Origin of the sequence: Litchfieldella qijiaojingensis (genome assembly GCF_014651875.1) — a bacterium.
Lineage (GTDB): Bacteria > Pseudomonadota > Gammaproteobacteria > Pseudomonadales > Halomonadaceae > Litchfieldella > Litchfieldella qijiaojingensis.
In genome coordinates, this window is sequence record NZ_BMXS01000002.1 from 226,743 (window position 1) to 240,713 (window position 13,971).

A 13,971-nucleotide genomic window follows, 5' to 3' on the forward strand; every position below is an offset into this window, starting at 1 on the left:
TCTCCTCACTGCCCCAGGGTGACGAGATCTTCCGCGGCGACGGCCACGGTAACCCGTTCCCCGACTTCGGGCAGATGCCTGCCACGATTGTTGACGGTGGCCTGCAGGCTCGTGCCCCCGATGTCGAGGCGATATTCGGCATGGCTGCCGCGATACAGCCGCTCGCCGACCGTCGCCAGCAAGCGGTTCTTGCCAGGTTGCTCGCCAGGCAACAGGTCTAGCGTTTCGGGACGAACCAACAGCAACTCCCCTGCCCCCGGAGATTCGCAATGCAACTCGCCAAGCTCGGTGGAAAGACGTCCACCTTCTCCCCGGGCCGTTATCCGATAGAGATTGTCATGTCCCATGAAACGGGCCACGAAAGCGTTCACTGGCCGCTCGTAGACGTCACGGGGCGGTCCCACCTGCTGGATGATGCCGCTGTCGAGCACCGCGATGCGATCCGACATCACCATGGCTTCCTGCTGATCGTGTGTGACGAAGATGAAGGTCATGCCCAGACGTTTCTGGACGCGCAACAACTCGACCTGCAACTGACTGCGGAGCCCGGCATCGAGCGCTGACAGCGGCTCGTCGAGAAGCAGGACATCAGGCTCGCAAACCAGGGCACGGGCCAGGGCGATACGCTGACGCTGACCGCCCGATAGCTGGTCGACGCGCCGCTCGACCAGGTCGCCCAACTGGATGAACTCGGCGATCTCGGCCACCTTGGCATTACGCCGTTCGAGGGGCATGCCCCGCATGCGCAGGCCGAAGGCCAGGTTATCGCGTACTGAAAGATGCGGAAACAGGGCATAGGATTGGAAGACAGTATTGACGCTGCGCTTGTGTGGTGGGGTATCGGTGATGTCGCGACCGCCGATTTTCAGACGCCCGGCATCGGGCTCCTCGAGACCGGCCAGGATACGCAGCAACGTGGTCTTGCCACATCCCGAGGGACCCAGCAGGGTAAAGAACTCACCGGCTTCGATGGTCAGATCGACCCCATCGAGGGCGATCGTCGTCTTGCCGAACCGTTTGTGCAGCCCCTGCAACTCGATCGATGACGCTTCGCGGACGCTACTCTTGTCGATGTCGCGTACATGCGCCGTATCCGGCTTTCGAGTGCCCGTGTCGGGCGCCATGGTGGAAGGAGTCATGGTTGCACTCTCCTGTTTCGTCGACATCAAGCCCATCATTGGCGCTCACAGCCGATCACGCAATTTATAGAACTGGGTCGCCAGAACCAGCAGTGGTGTGCGCAACCATTTACCACCGGGAAAGGAACGGTGGGGCATGGCGGCGAATATATCGAAACGTTCACTCTGCCCGGCGATGGTTTCGGCCAGTAGCTTGCCGGCCAGTCCAGCCAGCGACATGCCATGACCGGAGTAACCTTGGGCGTAATACAGGTTGGCGGCCACGCGGCCGAAATCGGGGGCACGATTGAGCGTTATGGCGACATCGCCCCCCCAGCGGTAGTCGATCTTCACCCCCTTTAGCAGCGGGAACAGATGTGCCATCTTGGCGTCCATCCGTGCCGACAGGTTGCGCGGTTCGCGTCCGTTGTAACTGACCTCGCCGCCATAGATCAGTCGGTGATCCGCGGACAATCGATAGTAATCGAGCACGAAATTGGCATCGGCCAGGGCATCGTTACGGGGCAGGACATGCGCCACCTGCTCGGAAGAAAGCGGCTCGGTGGCGATCATGTAGTTGGCGGCGCGCATGATGCGACCGTCGAGTTCCGGCACCAGCCCATGCAGATAGGCATTGGTGGCCACCACCAGAAAATCGGCGCTCACCTTGCCGCCCGCGGTGATCGCCTGCACCGGCTGCCCCTGGCGCACTTCGATGACGGCACTGTGCTCGCATATCCTCGCCCCGGCACGTTGCGCGGCTCGTGCCAGCCCAAGGGTATAGTTGAGAGGGTGAAGGTGGCCGCCCTCGGCCTCGAATAACGCGCCTGGATAGACATCGGTCACTACGTGCTCTCTCAAGGCCTCGCCTTCCAGCCACTCCAAGGCTGTGTAGCCGTAGCGTTCAGCCATTCCGGCCTGGAAAGCCTTGAGCTCATGAACATGACGCGGTTTGACCGCGGCATGCAGATAGCCCCAGGCAAGATCACAGGGAATCGCGTGCCGTTCGACCAACGACGCAGTCAGACGCACTGACTCGCGACTCATCTCCCAAACCTCTCGCGCACGCTCCAGTCCGAGGGCTTTCTCGACCGTGGCGATGTCGGTGCCCAACCCGGGCAGGATCTGGCCGCCACTGCGCCCCGACGCCCCATGACCGATTTCCCCGGCCTCCAACAACATCACCGAGTAGCCGCGTTCGGCAAGATGCAATGCCGTGGAACAACCAGTAACCCCGCCACCTATCACACAGACATCGACACGCGCCTCTCCTTGAAGAGGCGGGCATTCGGAAAGCGTGACCGCAATGCTGTCACGGTAGTAGGAAACGGGTCTCTGAAGGGCAGAAGCAAGGGGCATGTGCGGTTTCCTTGCAATGGGCAGCACCGGTAGGAAAACACTGAATAATTGCCTGCACGGGTGAATCGCTGCGTTACGCGGTGCTCGGAAGCCTCACATATACCCCATATGCTCCGGTTCCTGCGCTCCGGGCGCCTTGCGCTTCACGCCGTTCGCCGATTTATTCAGCGCTTCCCTAGGTCCTGCCGCTTGTTGTTGTTGAATTCTTTCACCACGGCAGATGGCGAAAAGGCCATGACATCGACCTTTCTTGCCATTCAGTCTGCCACCACACCACCTCACCATGTCAAGTATTCAATAACGATTTTTTTATCAATGCCCATCACAACAGCGTCAGCGCGGAACTACTCATAGCACTTCAGAGCGGCTAGAAAAGCTTCCAGCACACGATGCGGGCGACGATCACGACGCGTAATGACCACGAAAGGCGTCAAATAATGACCATCATCGACAGGAAGTGTCCTGAGCCGACCAGCCGCCCCCCATGGCTCGGCGAGATGGTCAGGCAGATAGCCGATATAACGGCCGGCAAGAATCAGAAACGCAGCACCTTCGCGATCCGAGGCCGTCGCCGTGCCTGTGAGCCTGGCATGCGGCTCGCACGCGGCCTCGGATGGACTACCCTGCCTGTCAGCGAGCGCTGCAGACCGGGCAGGCCGGGTCGCGGGGCACCCGGAAATGGCGCCATTCGCCACGCAGGCCATCGAAAGTCGACAACCCGCGATGCACTTGGCCAGCCCCGCTGAGCAGCTTGACCGCCTCCAGTGCCTGAAAGCTGCCGATCAGTCCCACTAACGGCGCCACCACGCCATTCTCGGCACAACGCAGTTCGTCATCGTCTCTCCCGGATTCACCAGGGGGATAGAGACAGGCATAGCAGGGACTGTCAGGGTCACGGGGATCGAAGACCGCCAACTGCCCGGAAAAACGGATCGCTGCCCCGGAGACCAACGGTTTGCCGGCCTTGTGACAGGCACTGTTGATGGCATAGCGGCTGGAGAAGCGGTCGGTGCAGTCGAGAACCAGATCGCACTCCGCCACCACCGCGTCGAGTCGCGCGCCTTCCAGGTGATGCGTCAAGGCGCGGATCTCGCAGCCCGGGTTGAGCGCCCTGGCCGCTTCCTCAGCGGATTCGGCCTTGTTGCGGCCCAAGTCCGCTTGGGTGTGGGCAACTTGTCGCTGCAGGTTGGAGAGCTCAACGTCATCGGCATCGGCCAAGGTCAGACGCCCTACCCCAGCGGCCGCTAGATACAAGGCCACCGGTGAACCCAGCCCACCGGCACCGATCACCAGCGCATGGCTGCTCAATAGCCGTTCCTGGCCCTCGATATCGATGGCGTCGAGCATGATCTGGCGGCTATAACGCAACAGCGCTTCGTTATTCATTGCCACGCGACGGACTCCTGCTCATTTATCTATCGTCGAACTGGTCGATGTCGGGAATATGCAGGGCGAATTCCTCCTTGACCTCTTCCATGACCACATAGCTCTTGGACTCCTTGACCCCGGGCAGTGTCAGCACCACGTCGCCGAGAAGCTGACGATAGGCGGACATCTCAGGAATCCTGCACTTGAGGATGTAATCGAATTGCCCAGACACCAAGTGACATTCCTGAATCTGCGGCAGCTTGCTGACCGCCCGGCGGAACTCATCGAACACCGCCGGCGACTGGGTTTCCAGGCTGATCTCGACGAATACCAGAAGATTGGCCTTCAGGGCCTTGGGATCGAGTACGGCCTTGTAACCGCGAATGATACCGGCGCGCTCGAGTCGCTTGACCCGCTCCAGGCAAGGAGTGGTGGACAGACCAACCTGGGCGGCCAGGTCGACATAGGAAATGCGCGCGTTCTCCTGCAGACAACGCAGGATCTTCAGATCGATTCGGTCCAGCGAACGAGTCTTGGCTTTCATTGTAATGTGCAGTCCGAGCCAATGGCTGTTGAAGACGAGAGGCTGGCAATATCATCTGCTAAACATAGTCAATGTAGTTATATGTAGCGCCATGCAAGCATATGCCAGTCATAGATAACTGGTTTGCGTACCATCACCTTTAGTATTACCACATCGGGCAGGCCGGGCTCCAGCGCCTTCCTTTCCTTGGCTTCAACGCAGCGGCGCATGCCCCAGGCTGACTCGCTCTCGCCCCCCCAGGTCCTCGAGCGTGGCCACCTCACGATACCCCCGGCCATGCAAGGCACGGCGCACGTCTTCCCCCTGGGTCAAACCATGCTCGAGTAGCAACCAACCCGAAGGGGCCAGATATGATGCGGCCTTCCGCACCAAAGCGTGAAGGTCGGCCAACCCGGCCTCGCCGGCCACCAGCGCCGAGCGCGGCTCGAAGCGTACGTCCCCCTGCCCCAGGTGAGGGTCGTCGTCGGCAATATAAGGTGGATTGGAGACGATCAAGTCGAAGCGTTCTTCCACCAGCTCATTGAACCAGTCGCCGACGCGAAAGCGGGCATTGGCAATTCCGTGACGAGCGGCATTGTCCGTGGCAAGGGCGACCGCGGCCGGCTCCCGGTCGACGCCCAGCACCTCCCAGCCTGGACGTTCGATGGCAAAGGCCAGGGCGATGGCTCCGGTACCTGTACCGAGGTCGAGCAGCCGACCCGAGCCACTAGTCGCTTTTTCCAGAGCCGCTGCCACTAGGGTTTCGGTATCCGGACGTGGAATCAAGGTCGCCGGCGTGGTGGCCAAGCGCAATCCCCAGAACTCTCTCTCGCCCACCAGGTAAGCAACTGGCTGGCCCTCCGCCCGTGCCGCTACCAAAGCTTCGAATCGTGCCCAGGAGAAGCTCTCGGCATGGCGATCGCCCCACGTATAGAGCCAGCTTCTCTCGACGCCGAGCACATGACACAACAGCACCTCGGCGTCCAGTCGGGGACTCGGCGAGCCTGCCTGTTCGAGGCGCCCAGCAGCTCGCTTCAGCAAGGTATCGAGTCGCATCAGGTGCTTTGCAACGCGGCCAATTGCTCGGCCTGGTATTCGTGGATCAAGGGCTCGACCACTTCGTCGAGCTCGCCGGTCATGACCTCGCCGAGCTTGTAGAGAGTCAGATTGATCCGATGGTCGGTGATCCGCCCTTGGGGAAAGTTGTAGGTGCGGATACGTTCGCTGCGATCGCCGGAACCGACCAGCGAGCGCCGTGCGTCGGCCTGTTGCTGACGCTGGCTATCCACGGCACTCTGCTTGAGACGCGCGGCCAGCAGCGACATCGCCTTGGCACGGTTCTTGTGCTGACTGCGCTCTTCCTGGCACTCCACTACCACTCCGGTCGGCAAGTGGGTGATGCGAATTGCCGAGTCGGTAGTGTTGACGTGCTGCCCACCAGCACCGCTGGAACGGAAGGTATCCACCCGCAGGTCGTTGGAATTGATCTCGATGTCGCCGACCTCGTCGGCCTCGGGCATTACCGCCACGGTGCAAGCCGAGGTATGGATGCGCCCCTGGGACTCGGTAGCCGGCACCCTTTGCACGCGATGCGCTCCCGACTCGAACTTGAGACGCGCGTAGACACCTTCGCCCTTGACCCGCGAAATGATCTCCTTGTAGCCCCCCTGCTCACCATGGCTGGCGCTGATCACCTCGACCTTCCAGCCTTGCTTCTCGGCATAACGGGAATACATGCGGAACAGGTCACCAGCGAACAGCGCCGCCTCGTCACCGCCGGTGCCGGCGCGAATCTCGAGAAAGACATTGCGCCTATCGTCGGGATCCTTGGGCACCAACAGGCGCTTGAGCTCCTCTTCAAGCGCAGCAAGCCGTTCGCGCCCCTCGGCCAGTTCCATCTCGGCGAGTTCACGCATTTCGGCGTCGCTGTCGCCAGCAAGCTGCTCGGCCGTCTCGATATCGCCCTCTACCTCACGATAACGACGCCACGCGGCCACCAAGGCCTCGAGGTCGGCATATTCGCGGGAGTAGTCGCGAAACGTGACCTGATCGGCGATCACATCGGGCTCGGCGAGTAGTGCGGCAAGTTCTTCGAAACGTTCGTGGAAGGAGTCCAGACGCTGGCGCAATGTCGCTTTCATGAAGGGTCCTGTCGGTTGATGGCCGCGGTCACGGGTCCTGGGAAGGTGTCGCCGGATCGAGCAGCAAGGCCTCGGCCGCGGCGATGATGTCATGGCGCTCGGCCCCGGATGCTTCGCGCAGTCGCGTCGTCGGACCGTGCATCAGCTTGTTGGAGAGCTGGCGTGACAGGCGGCCCACGACCTTCTGCGGATCGTCGCCCTTGGCCAACTGCGCGAGGGCCTGGGCTTCGGCCGCGGCTCGCATTGTTTCGCCCTGCTCGCGGTAGCGCCGGATCAGATCGCCGGCACCTCGCACCCGTCGTTCATGCTGCCAGTTCCCCACCCCATGCTCGATCAGCACTTCGGCCTGGTCGGCGGCCACCTGGCGGTAACGTCGATTTTCTTCGATCACTTCCTGCAGGTCATCGACGGTATAAAGGAAGACATCGCTCAACTCTCCGACCTGGGGTTCGATATCCCGAGGCACGGCGATGTCGACCATGAAAACCGGTCGATGACGACGCTTCCTGATGGCCCGTTCGACCATGCCCTTGCCGAGGATCGGCAACGGCGCGGCAGTCGAGGAAATCACGATATCGGCGCGTTCCAGCGCATGCGGGATCTCGTTGAGCGTGATCGCCTGGCCGGCGAACTCGCCGGCCAGGCGCTCGGCCCGCTCGCGCGTCCGGTTGGCGACGATCAACTCACGGATGCCAGCCTCGCGAAGATGCCGCGCCACCAGTTCAATGGTCTCACCGGCCCCGATCAACAACGCCCGCTGGCACGAAAAATCATCGAAGATACGACTGGCCATGCTGACCGCGGCATAAGCCACCGACACGGGGTTCTCGCCAATCCCGGTTTCGGTACGTACCTGCTTGGCCACGGCGAAGGTATGCTGGAACAGCCGTTCGAGTTCGCCCCCCAGCCCCTGGTGCAGGCGAGCCGTCTGGTAGGCCTCCTTGAGCTGGCCGAGGATCTGCGGCTCACCAAGCACCATGGAATCGAGTCCTACCGCCACACGCATCAGATGCCGGGCGGCCTCATCATCCAGATAGTGATAGGCGCACTGCGCCAACTGCTCGACCCCCAGGTTGTGAAAGCGGCCCAGCCACTCGAGAATCGCTTGTTCGCCCTTCGCGGAGGTCACGCAATAGAGCTCGGTGCGATTGCAGGTCGACAGCACCGCCGCCTCTTGCACCTCAGGCAGTGCACGCAGCTCGGCAAGCGCCACCTCGAGCTGGGTCGGCGCAAAGGCAACCTGCTCGCGCACCTCGACGGCAGCGGTCTTATGATTGATTCCCAGAGCGAGAAGCGTCATTCGGTCAGAATCTTGGCATCAGGAGTATTCAAGCGAGTCACACGGTCGTATGTCTTGCGAGGCGTCACATTCTACCACAGCCTCGAATAAGGATGGCGCCTCCCAATGTCGTTGACCACCTCCGCCAAGCCGTTATGCTGAACGCTTGGCACAGTGAACGAGGCGAACATGCGCGCACGCTTGATCCAGGCAGCTCTAGCGGTACCGGTAGCGATCCTTCTGAATGGCTGCCAGGGCATGTCGCCCTCTCCTGTCGCCGAGCTCGACGACCCACTTGCCCATGCTCCCCCGGTCGCTTACGGTCTGGACGCGGAAGGGCTGCGGACGCTGCTGATGGCGGAGTTCGCAGGCCAGCGCGGTGATTATCGCGAAGCCAGCCGCGGCTATCTCGAAGCGGCCGAGCGCTATGAGTCGCTGCCCTTGGCCGAACGCGCAACCCTGGCTGCGCGCTTCGCCAACGACCCCGAATTGCTCGAGCAAAGTGCCAGACGCTGGCAAGCCCTGTCACCGGATGCTGAAGCACCGTCCCGCTTGCTGGCCAGCCTGGCCTTGCAGCGTGGCGACTGGCTGGCCAGCCTCGAACAGCGTCTGATGCTGAGCAAACGCGGCATTCACGGCGAACTGGCGACCTTTACCGAACAGGCCATCGACCGGGGAGCCGATATCCCGCCGCTGCTGGAACGGCTGCGCGAGCACCTGTCGCAGAACGGCTTGAGCGACCAACCGCACCACTACGATGCTATTCTCGCCACCGCTCTGCTGGAAGCCGCCAATGGCGAGTTCGAGCGCGCCGAATCGCGCCTGGATACCCTGAGCCGCAGCCATCCGGAATTGCCGGCACTATGGCTGACTCAGACCCATATCGCACTGGAACGCGGCAATATCGTTGCCGCCCGCGATGCCGCCCGCCGGGGTCTCGAGATCTCGCCCGACGATGGGCGCTTCATTCTGCTGGTGGCGCAAACCGAACTCCGCCTGGATAATGTCGAGGCCGCCGAGGCTCAGGTCGACACCCTGCTCGAACGCCATAGCGGCGAAGATGAGTTGCGCCTGGCACTGGCCCACCTGTATCTGGAAGAAGGCTATCCATCCCCCGCTCGACGTTTGCTACTGCCCTTGGTCAGCACTGACGACACGCCGCCCATGGCCTTTATTCTGCTCGGTAGCATTGCCGAGGAAGAAGGGGAGATCGACAATGCCTTGCTTTACTATCGCCAGGTGCCGCCAGGCGACAACTTTCTTCAAGCGCGCCAACTCGCCGCGCAGATGCTGATCGATGACGACAGGCTGATGGATGCCCGCAACTTCCTGCGCATCGAACGCCTGCGACACGAAGACCAGGCCAACGCATTGATCACACTCGAGGTGCAACTGCTCGACCAGCAAGGACTCGGCGACGATGCCAGCGCCCTGATCCAACGCCAACTCGCGCATGAACCCGACAACCATGAACTGCGCTACCTGCGTGCCATGCGCGCCTTCGGCAACGGTGACTTGGAGGCTATGGAGCGCGATCTACGATACATCATAGAGCAGGATCCAAACCATGCCATGGCACTCAATGCCTTGGGCTACACCTTGACCGACATGACCGGCCGTCACGAGGAGGCTCGCGAGCTGATCGAAAGGGCCTACCAGCTGGCACCGGATAACGCCGCCATCCTCGACAGCATGGGTTGGGTCCACTACAAACAAGGCGACTATGAAAGTGCTCTCACCTATCTGGAGCGTGCCTACGCCACCATGCCCGACCAGGAAATCGCTGCGCATATCGCCGAGGTACTGTGGGCACTGGGCCGTGAGGAAGAAGCCCGTGCCATGATTGCCGAGAGCCTCGAGCGTTACGAGGAGCGCCCCGTCGTCGACGAATTGCTGAAACGCATTCCCGAGTTGGCCCCCTGAACCGATCTTTCCCCGGAACCAGAGACAGGACCATGATACGCCCCCTGATCGTTGCCTTGCTGACCCTCGCCCTGCTGGCCGGTTGCGCAACCCGGCCACTGGACACGGAAGCCCCCCACGAACGAGTTCCCTGGCGGGATCAGGCACAACGCCTGGAGCGACTCGAGCACTGGACACTGGCTGGCAAGGTCGGTTTACGAACGCCCCAGGACTCGACCAGTGCCAACCTCGACTGGACCCAGTATCCCGGCTACTACCGTATGTTGATCAGCGGTCCCTTTGGCAGTGGACGCAATCTGCTTGAGGGACGTCAAGGGCGGGTATCACTCAGCACCAGCGAAGGGCGCTTCGAGGCGGACAGCCCCGAAGCACTGATGGAGCAGCAGCTCGGTTGGTCGCTGCCTATCTCGGCCCTCGATCACTGGGTACGCGGTCTGCCCGCCCCGGGCAGCCATTACGAACGCGAAGCGGATGAACTGGGTTATCCCAAGCAGTTGCAGCAAGCCGGTTGGGAGATCGATTACCGCGATTGGCGCCAGGCCGATGGCCTGTGGCTGCCCCAGCGCATGGTCATGACCTACGACGAGCTTCGCGCCACGCTGGTGATCAACGATTGGCAACCAGGTGAGCCGCGATGAACAGGCCGCGAGCCATGCTGACCCTGCCCGCCCCCGCCAAGCTCAACCGCATGCTGCACATCACCGGGCGACGCGACGACGGCTATCACACGCTACAGACGCTATTCCAATTCCTCGACGTCGGCGACACCCTGCACTTCTCGCTCCGCGACGACGGTGAAATACGTCTGACGCCCGCACTTCCGGGTGTTGCGACCGAAGCCAATCTGATCGTACGCGCGGCACGCATGCTCCAGGCGGAGAACAGCTGCCATCTGGGGGCGGACATTCGACTCGACAAACGCCTTCCCATGGGCGGCGGCCTGGGAGGTGGCAGTTCCAACGCCGCCACTACCCTGCTGGCTCTGAACAGACTATGGAAGCTGGCACTCAGCGAAGATCGGCTCGCCGCCCTGGGTCTGCAACTCGGCGCCGATGTGCCAGTCTTCGTGCGCGGTCACGCCGCCTGGGCCGAGGGCATCGGCGAGCGCCTCACGCCAGTGGAGCTCGACACCCCCTGGTTCGTGGTCCTGCATCCCGGCGTCACGGTGGCAACGGCCAGTGTATTCAATGCCCCGCAATTGACACGAGACACCCCCCCCATTACTATGGCGCGCGCACTGCAGGGGGGGGCTCCCGCATGGCGCAACGACTGCCAGACAACGGTATGCGAACGTTACCCGGAGGTCTCGAAGGCCTTCGACTGGCTATCCGGCTTTGCACCGACCATGCTTACAGGCACCGGTGCCTGCCTGTTTGCGCGTTTGACGGACGAGCGCCAGGCCGATAGCATTTTGCAGCGTGTCGGTTCCGGCTGGCATGCCTTTAAGGCGAAGGGCTGCAATCTTTCTCCCCTCCATGCGGCTCTGGGATGTCGCGCCGTGTCGGCCAAGGGCCGGGCTAAAGCGCTATGACAACTCCGTCGCAGCCCAGGAAGGCTGCGACTCGGGACCGAGATATCAGACTGGTGGGGTATAGCCAAGTGGTAAGGCAGCGGTTTCTGGTACCGCCATTCGCAGGTTCGAATCCTGCTACCCCAGCCATGCCCCGACACCGGTTGAGTTGTCACCATCCCTCACAGAGATCCCAACACTCCAAAGGTGGCTGCGCGTGTCTAAATTGATGGTTTTCGCCGGGAATGCCAATCCCGAACTCGCCCGTAAGATCGCCGAAGGGTTGGACAATCGGCTCGGCCATGCCACGGTCGGTCAGTTCAGCGATGGGGAAATCGCGGTCGAGATCAACGAGAACGTGCGCGGCAAGGACGTCTTCATTCTGCAGTCCACCTGTGCGCCGACCAACGACAATCTGATGGAACTGATCCTGATGACCGATGCCCTGCGCCGGGCATCCGCCGCCCGAATCACCGCCGTGGTGCCCTATTTCGGCTATGCCCGTCAGGACCGTCGCGTACGCTCGGCCCGTGTACCGATTTCCGCCAAGGTCGTGGCCGACATGATGGTCAAGGCCGGTGTCGACCGGGTCATGACCATGGACCTGCATGCCGACCAGATTCAGGGATTCTTCGACGTGCCGGTGGACAACGTCTATGGTTCTCCGATCCTGCTCGACGACATCGAGCGGCAGAATTATGACGATCTGGTAGTCGTTTCCCCGGACGTCGGCGGCGTGGTGCGCGCTCGGGCCATTGCCAAGCAGCTCAACGCCGACCTCGCCATCATCGACAAGCGTCGACCGCAGGCCAACCAGGCCCAGGTGATGCACATCATCGGCGAGATCGAGGGGCGCACCTGCGTCGTAGTCGACGATATGGTCGACACAGCCGGCACCTTGTGCAAGGCCGCCGAGGCGCTCAAGGATCATGGCGCCCGTCGCGTAGTGGCCTATGCCACCCATCCGATCCTGTCCGGGCCGGCTGTCGACAACATCACTGGTTCGGTGCTCGACGAACTGGTCGTGGCCGATACCATTCCGCTGTCCGAACCGGCACGCCGCAGCGGCAAGATCCGCCAACTTTCCGTGGCCGGGCTGATCGCCGAAGCGATCCGCCGGGTCAGCAACGAGGAGTCCGTCAGCGCGATGTTCCACTAAGGCCTTGCCGACAGAGAGACATCGTGCTTGGATACGCAGCCCATCAGGGCCCCGGAAACGCTATCGCTTGGTCGCGGGCGGTAGCGCTTTCCTTTATTGACCAATGAGGTTACCAATGTCCGATTACCAACTTACCGCCAACGTTCGCAAGGAGCTGGGGAAAGGTGCGAGCCGCCGCCTGCGCCGCGCGAACCAACAGGTCGCCGCCATCATCTACGGTGGCGAGAAGGCACCGCAGCCGATTACCATCGACAAGGCTGCCTTCTACAAGGCCATCGAGGACGAAGCTTTTTTCTCCTCGATCATCAATATCGATGTCGACGGCAGCAACGAACAAGTCATCGTTCGTGATCTGCAGCGTCACCCGTACAAGGCGCTGGTCACCCATGCCGACTTCATGCGGATTGACGCTACCCACGAAATGACCCTGCACGTACCGCTCCACGTCGTGGGCGAAGAACGCTGCAAAGGCATCAAGGAACAGGGCGGCGTATTGCACGTACTGGCCAACGATATCGAAGTCAGCTGCTTGCCCAAGGACCTTCCCGAGTACCTGGAAATCGACATCACCGACCTGGGGCTCGGCGGAACCCTGCACCTATCCGACCTCAAGCTACCGGAAGGCGTGACTTCTGTGGCGCTGTCGCATGGCGAGGAGTATGACACCGGTATCGTGAACATTACGCATCCGACTCGCGGCATCGCTGAAGAGGGTGAAGAAGAAGCCGAGGCGGAAGCCAAGCCTGAAGCCGCGCCCGAGAGCGAGGCCAAGGAGCAGGAAGACCAGGAAGCCGACCAGGGCGAAGGCGAAGACAAGGCCGAATAAGCCAGCCTTCTTCCCGTCACGACCACCAGGACGTCAGCATGAGCCACGTGAAAGCGATCATCGGTCTCGGCAACCCAGGACCGGAATACGACGACACTCGGCACAATGCTGGCGCCTGGCTGGTCGAGACCATCGCGCGCGACAGCCATGCCCCTCTACGGCCCGAACGCAAGTTCCTGGGGCATTATGCCAAGGTGAACTTCGCTGGCGAGGATCTGCATTTGCTGCTTCCGCAGACCTTCATGAACCGTAGTGGCGGCGCTGTCGCCGCGCTTTGTCAATTCTTCAAGCTAGCCCCCGGCGAACTGCTCGTCGCTCACGATGACCTCGATATTGCCCCAGGCACGGCTCGCTACAAGCAAGGCGGCGGTCACGGCGGTCACAATGGTCTGCGCGATATCATCCGCGCTCTCGGCAACGATAACTCCTTCCATCGCCTACGCATTGGCATCGGCCATCCTGGCGATTCCCGACAAGTCACCAATTACGTGCTTGGACGTCCTGGCAAAGCGGAACGCGCCGCCATCGATGCTGCCTTCGCTGAGATCGAAGCCACGCTGCAGGACGCCGTTCGTGGCGACTGGGCCAAGGCGATGAATCGGCTGCACAGCTTTTCAGCCGAAGGCTGAAAAGCACAGCTATAAGAGACGGAAGACGGAAGACGGAAGACGGAAGACGGAAGACGGAAGACGGAAGACGGAAGACGGAAGACGGAAGACGGAAGACGGAAGACGGAAGACGGAAGACGGAAGACGGAAGACAAGC

Annotated in this window: 14 protein-coding genes and 1 tRNA gene; 7 read left to right on the top strand and 8 right to left on the bottom strand. The window is 61.7% G+C overall.

Features of this window, described 5'->3' with window-relative positions:
- Positions 1–5: 5 nt before the first annotated feature.
- The 8 genes from IE093_RS03460 to hemA form a co-directional block, all read right to left on the bottom strand.
- Positions 6–1,139 carry an ABC transporter ATP-binding protein gene (locus IE093_RS03460; protein ID WP_229803208.1) on the bottom strand — a complete coding sequence of 378 codons (1,134 nt, stop codon included), beginning with the start codon at positions 1,137–1,139 and terminating at the stop codon, positions 6–8.
- Positions 1,140–1,184: 45 nt separating this feature from the next.
- Complete coding sequence (locus IE093_RS03465) at positions 1,185–2,477, bottom strand: NAD(P)/FAD-dependent oxidoreductase (RefSeq protein ID WP_189466242.1); 1,293 nt, start codon at positions 2,475–2,477, stop codon at positions 1,185–1,187.
- 344 nt (positions 2,478–2,821) lie between these two features.
- Positions 2,822–3,181, bottom strand: a complete 360-nt coding sequence (locus tag IE093_RS03470; RefSeq protein ID WP_189466244.1) for a LysR substrate-binding domain-containing protein — start codon at positions 3,179–3,181, stop codon at positions 2,822–2,824.
- The gene (locus IE093_RS03475; RefSeq protein WP_189466471.1) at positions 3,108–3,863 is read right to left on the bottom strand and encodes a HesA/MoeB/ThiF family protein; all 756 of its coding nucleotides are present in this window, start codon (positions 3,861–3,863) and stop codon (positions 3,108–3,110) included. The genes IE093_RS03470 and IE093_RS03475 overlap by 74 nt, the downstream gene beginning before the upstream one ends.
- Before the next feature lie 25 nt (positions 3,864–3,888).
- On the bottom strand, positions 3,889–4,389 hold the full coding sequence (locus tag IE093_RS03480; RefSeq protein WP_189466246.1) for an Lrp/AsnC ligand binding domain-containing protein: 501 nt from the start codon (positions 4,387–4,389) through the stop codon (positions 3,889–3,891).
- A gap of 192 nt (positions 4,390–4,581) precedes the next feature.
- Positions 4,582–5,424 carry a peptide chain release factor N(5)-glutamine methyltransferase gene (prmC, locus tag IE093_RS03485; protein WP_189466247.1) on the bottom strand — a complete coding sequence of 281 codons (843 nt, stop codon included), beginning with the start codon at positions 5,422–5,424 and terminating at the stop codon, positions 4,582–4,584.
- On the bottom strand, positions 5,424–6,509 hold the full coding sequence (gene prfA / locus IE093_RS03490) for a peptide chain release factor 1 (RefSeq protein WP_189466250.1): 1,086 nt from the start codon (positions 6,507–6,509) through the stop codon (positions 5,424–5,426). The genes prmC and prfA overlap by 1 nt, the downstream gene beginning before the upstream one ends.
- Before the next feature lie 28 nt (positions 6,510–6,537).
- On the bottom strand, positions 6,538–7,809 hold the full coding sequence (hemA, locus tag IE093_RS03495; protein ID WP_189466252.1) for a glutamyl-tRNA reductase: 1,272 nt from the start codon (positions 7,807–7,809) through the stop codon (positions 6,538–6,540).
- Positions 7,810–7,977: 168 nt separating this feature from the next.
- Between hemA and IE093_RS03500 the strand changes: the two genes are divergently transcribed.
- From IE093_RS03500 to pth, 7 genes are all read left to right on the top strand, one after another.
- On the top strand, positions 7,978–9,711 hold the full coding sequence (locus tag IE093_RS03500; protein ID WP_189466254.1) for a tetratricopeptide repeat protein: 1,734 nt from the start codon (positions 7,978–7,980) through the stop codon (positions 9,709–9,711).
- A gap of 32 nt (positions 9,712–9,743) precedes the next feature.
- Positions 9,744–10,349, top strand: coding sequence for a lipoprotein insertase outer membrane protein LolB (lolB, locus tag IE093_RS03505; RefSeq protein ID WP_189466256.1), 606 nt, complete (start codon positions 9,744–9,746; stop codon positions 10,347–10,349).
- Entirely contained in the window at positions 10,346–11,242 is an 897-nt protein-coding gene (gene ispE / locus IE093_RS03510) for a 4-(cytidine 5'-diphospho)-2-C-methyl-D-erythritol kinase (protein WP_189466258.1), read from the top strand. The genes lolB and ispE overlap by 4 nt, the downstream gene beginning before the upstream one ends.
- A gap of 54 nt (positions 11,243–11,296) precedes the next feature.
- Positions 11,297–11,371: transfer RNA gene (locus IE093_RS03515), tRNA-Gln, on the top strand.
- Positions 11,372–11,438: 67 nt separating this feature from the next.
- Positions 11,439–12,380: a ribose-phosphate pyrophosphokinase gene (locus IE093_RS03520; protein ID WP_189466260.1), complete on the top strand. Its 942-nt coding sequence runs from the start codon at positions 11,439–11,441 to the stop codon at positions 12,378–12,380.
- Positions 12,381–12,495: 115 nt separating this feature from the next.
- Positions 12,496–13,206, top strand: coding sequence for a 50S ribosomal protein L25/general stress protein Ctc (locus IE093_RS03525; RefSeq protein WP_189466263.1), 711 nt, complete (start codon positions 12,496–12,498; stop codon positions 13,204–13,206).
- Positions 13,207–13,244: 38 nt separating this feature from the next.
- Positions 13,245–13,835, top strand: coding sequence for an aminoacyl-tRNA hydrolase (pth, locus tag IE093_RS03530; RefSeq protein ID WP_189466265.1), 591 nt, complete (start codon positions 13,245–13,247; stop codon positions 13,833–13,835).
- Positions 13,836–13,971: the final 136 nt, after the last annotated feature.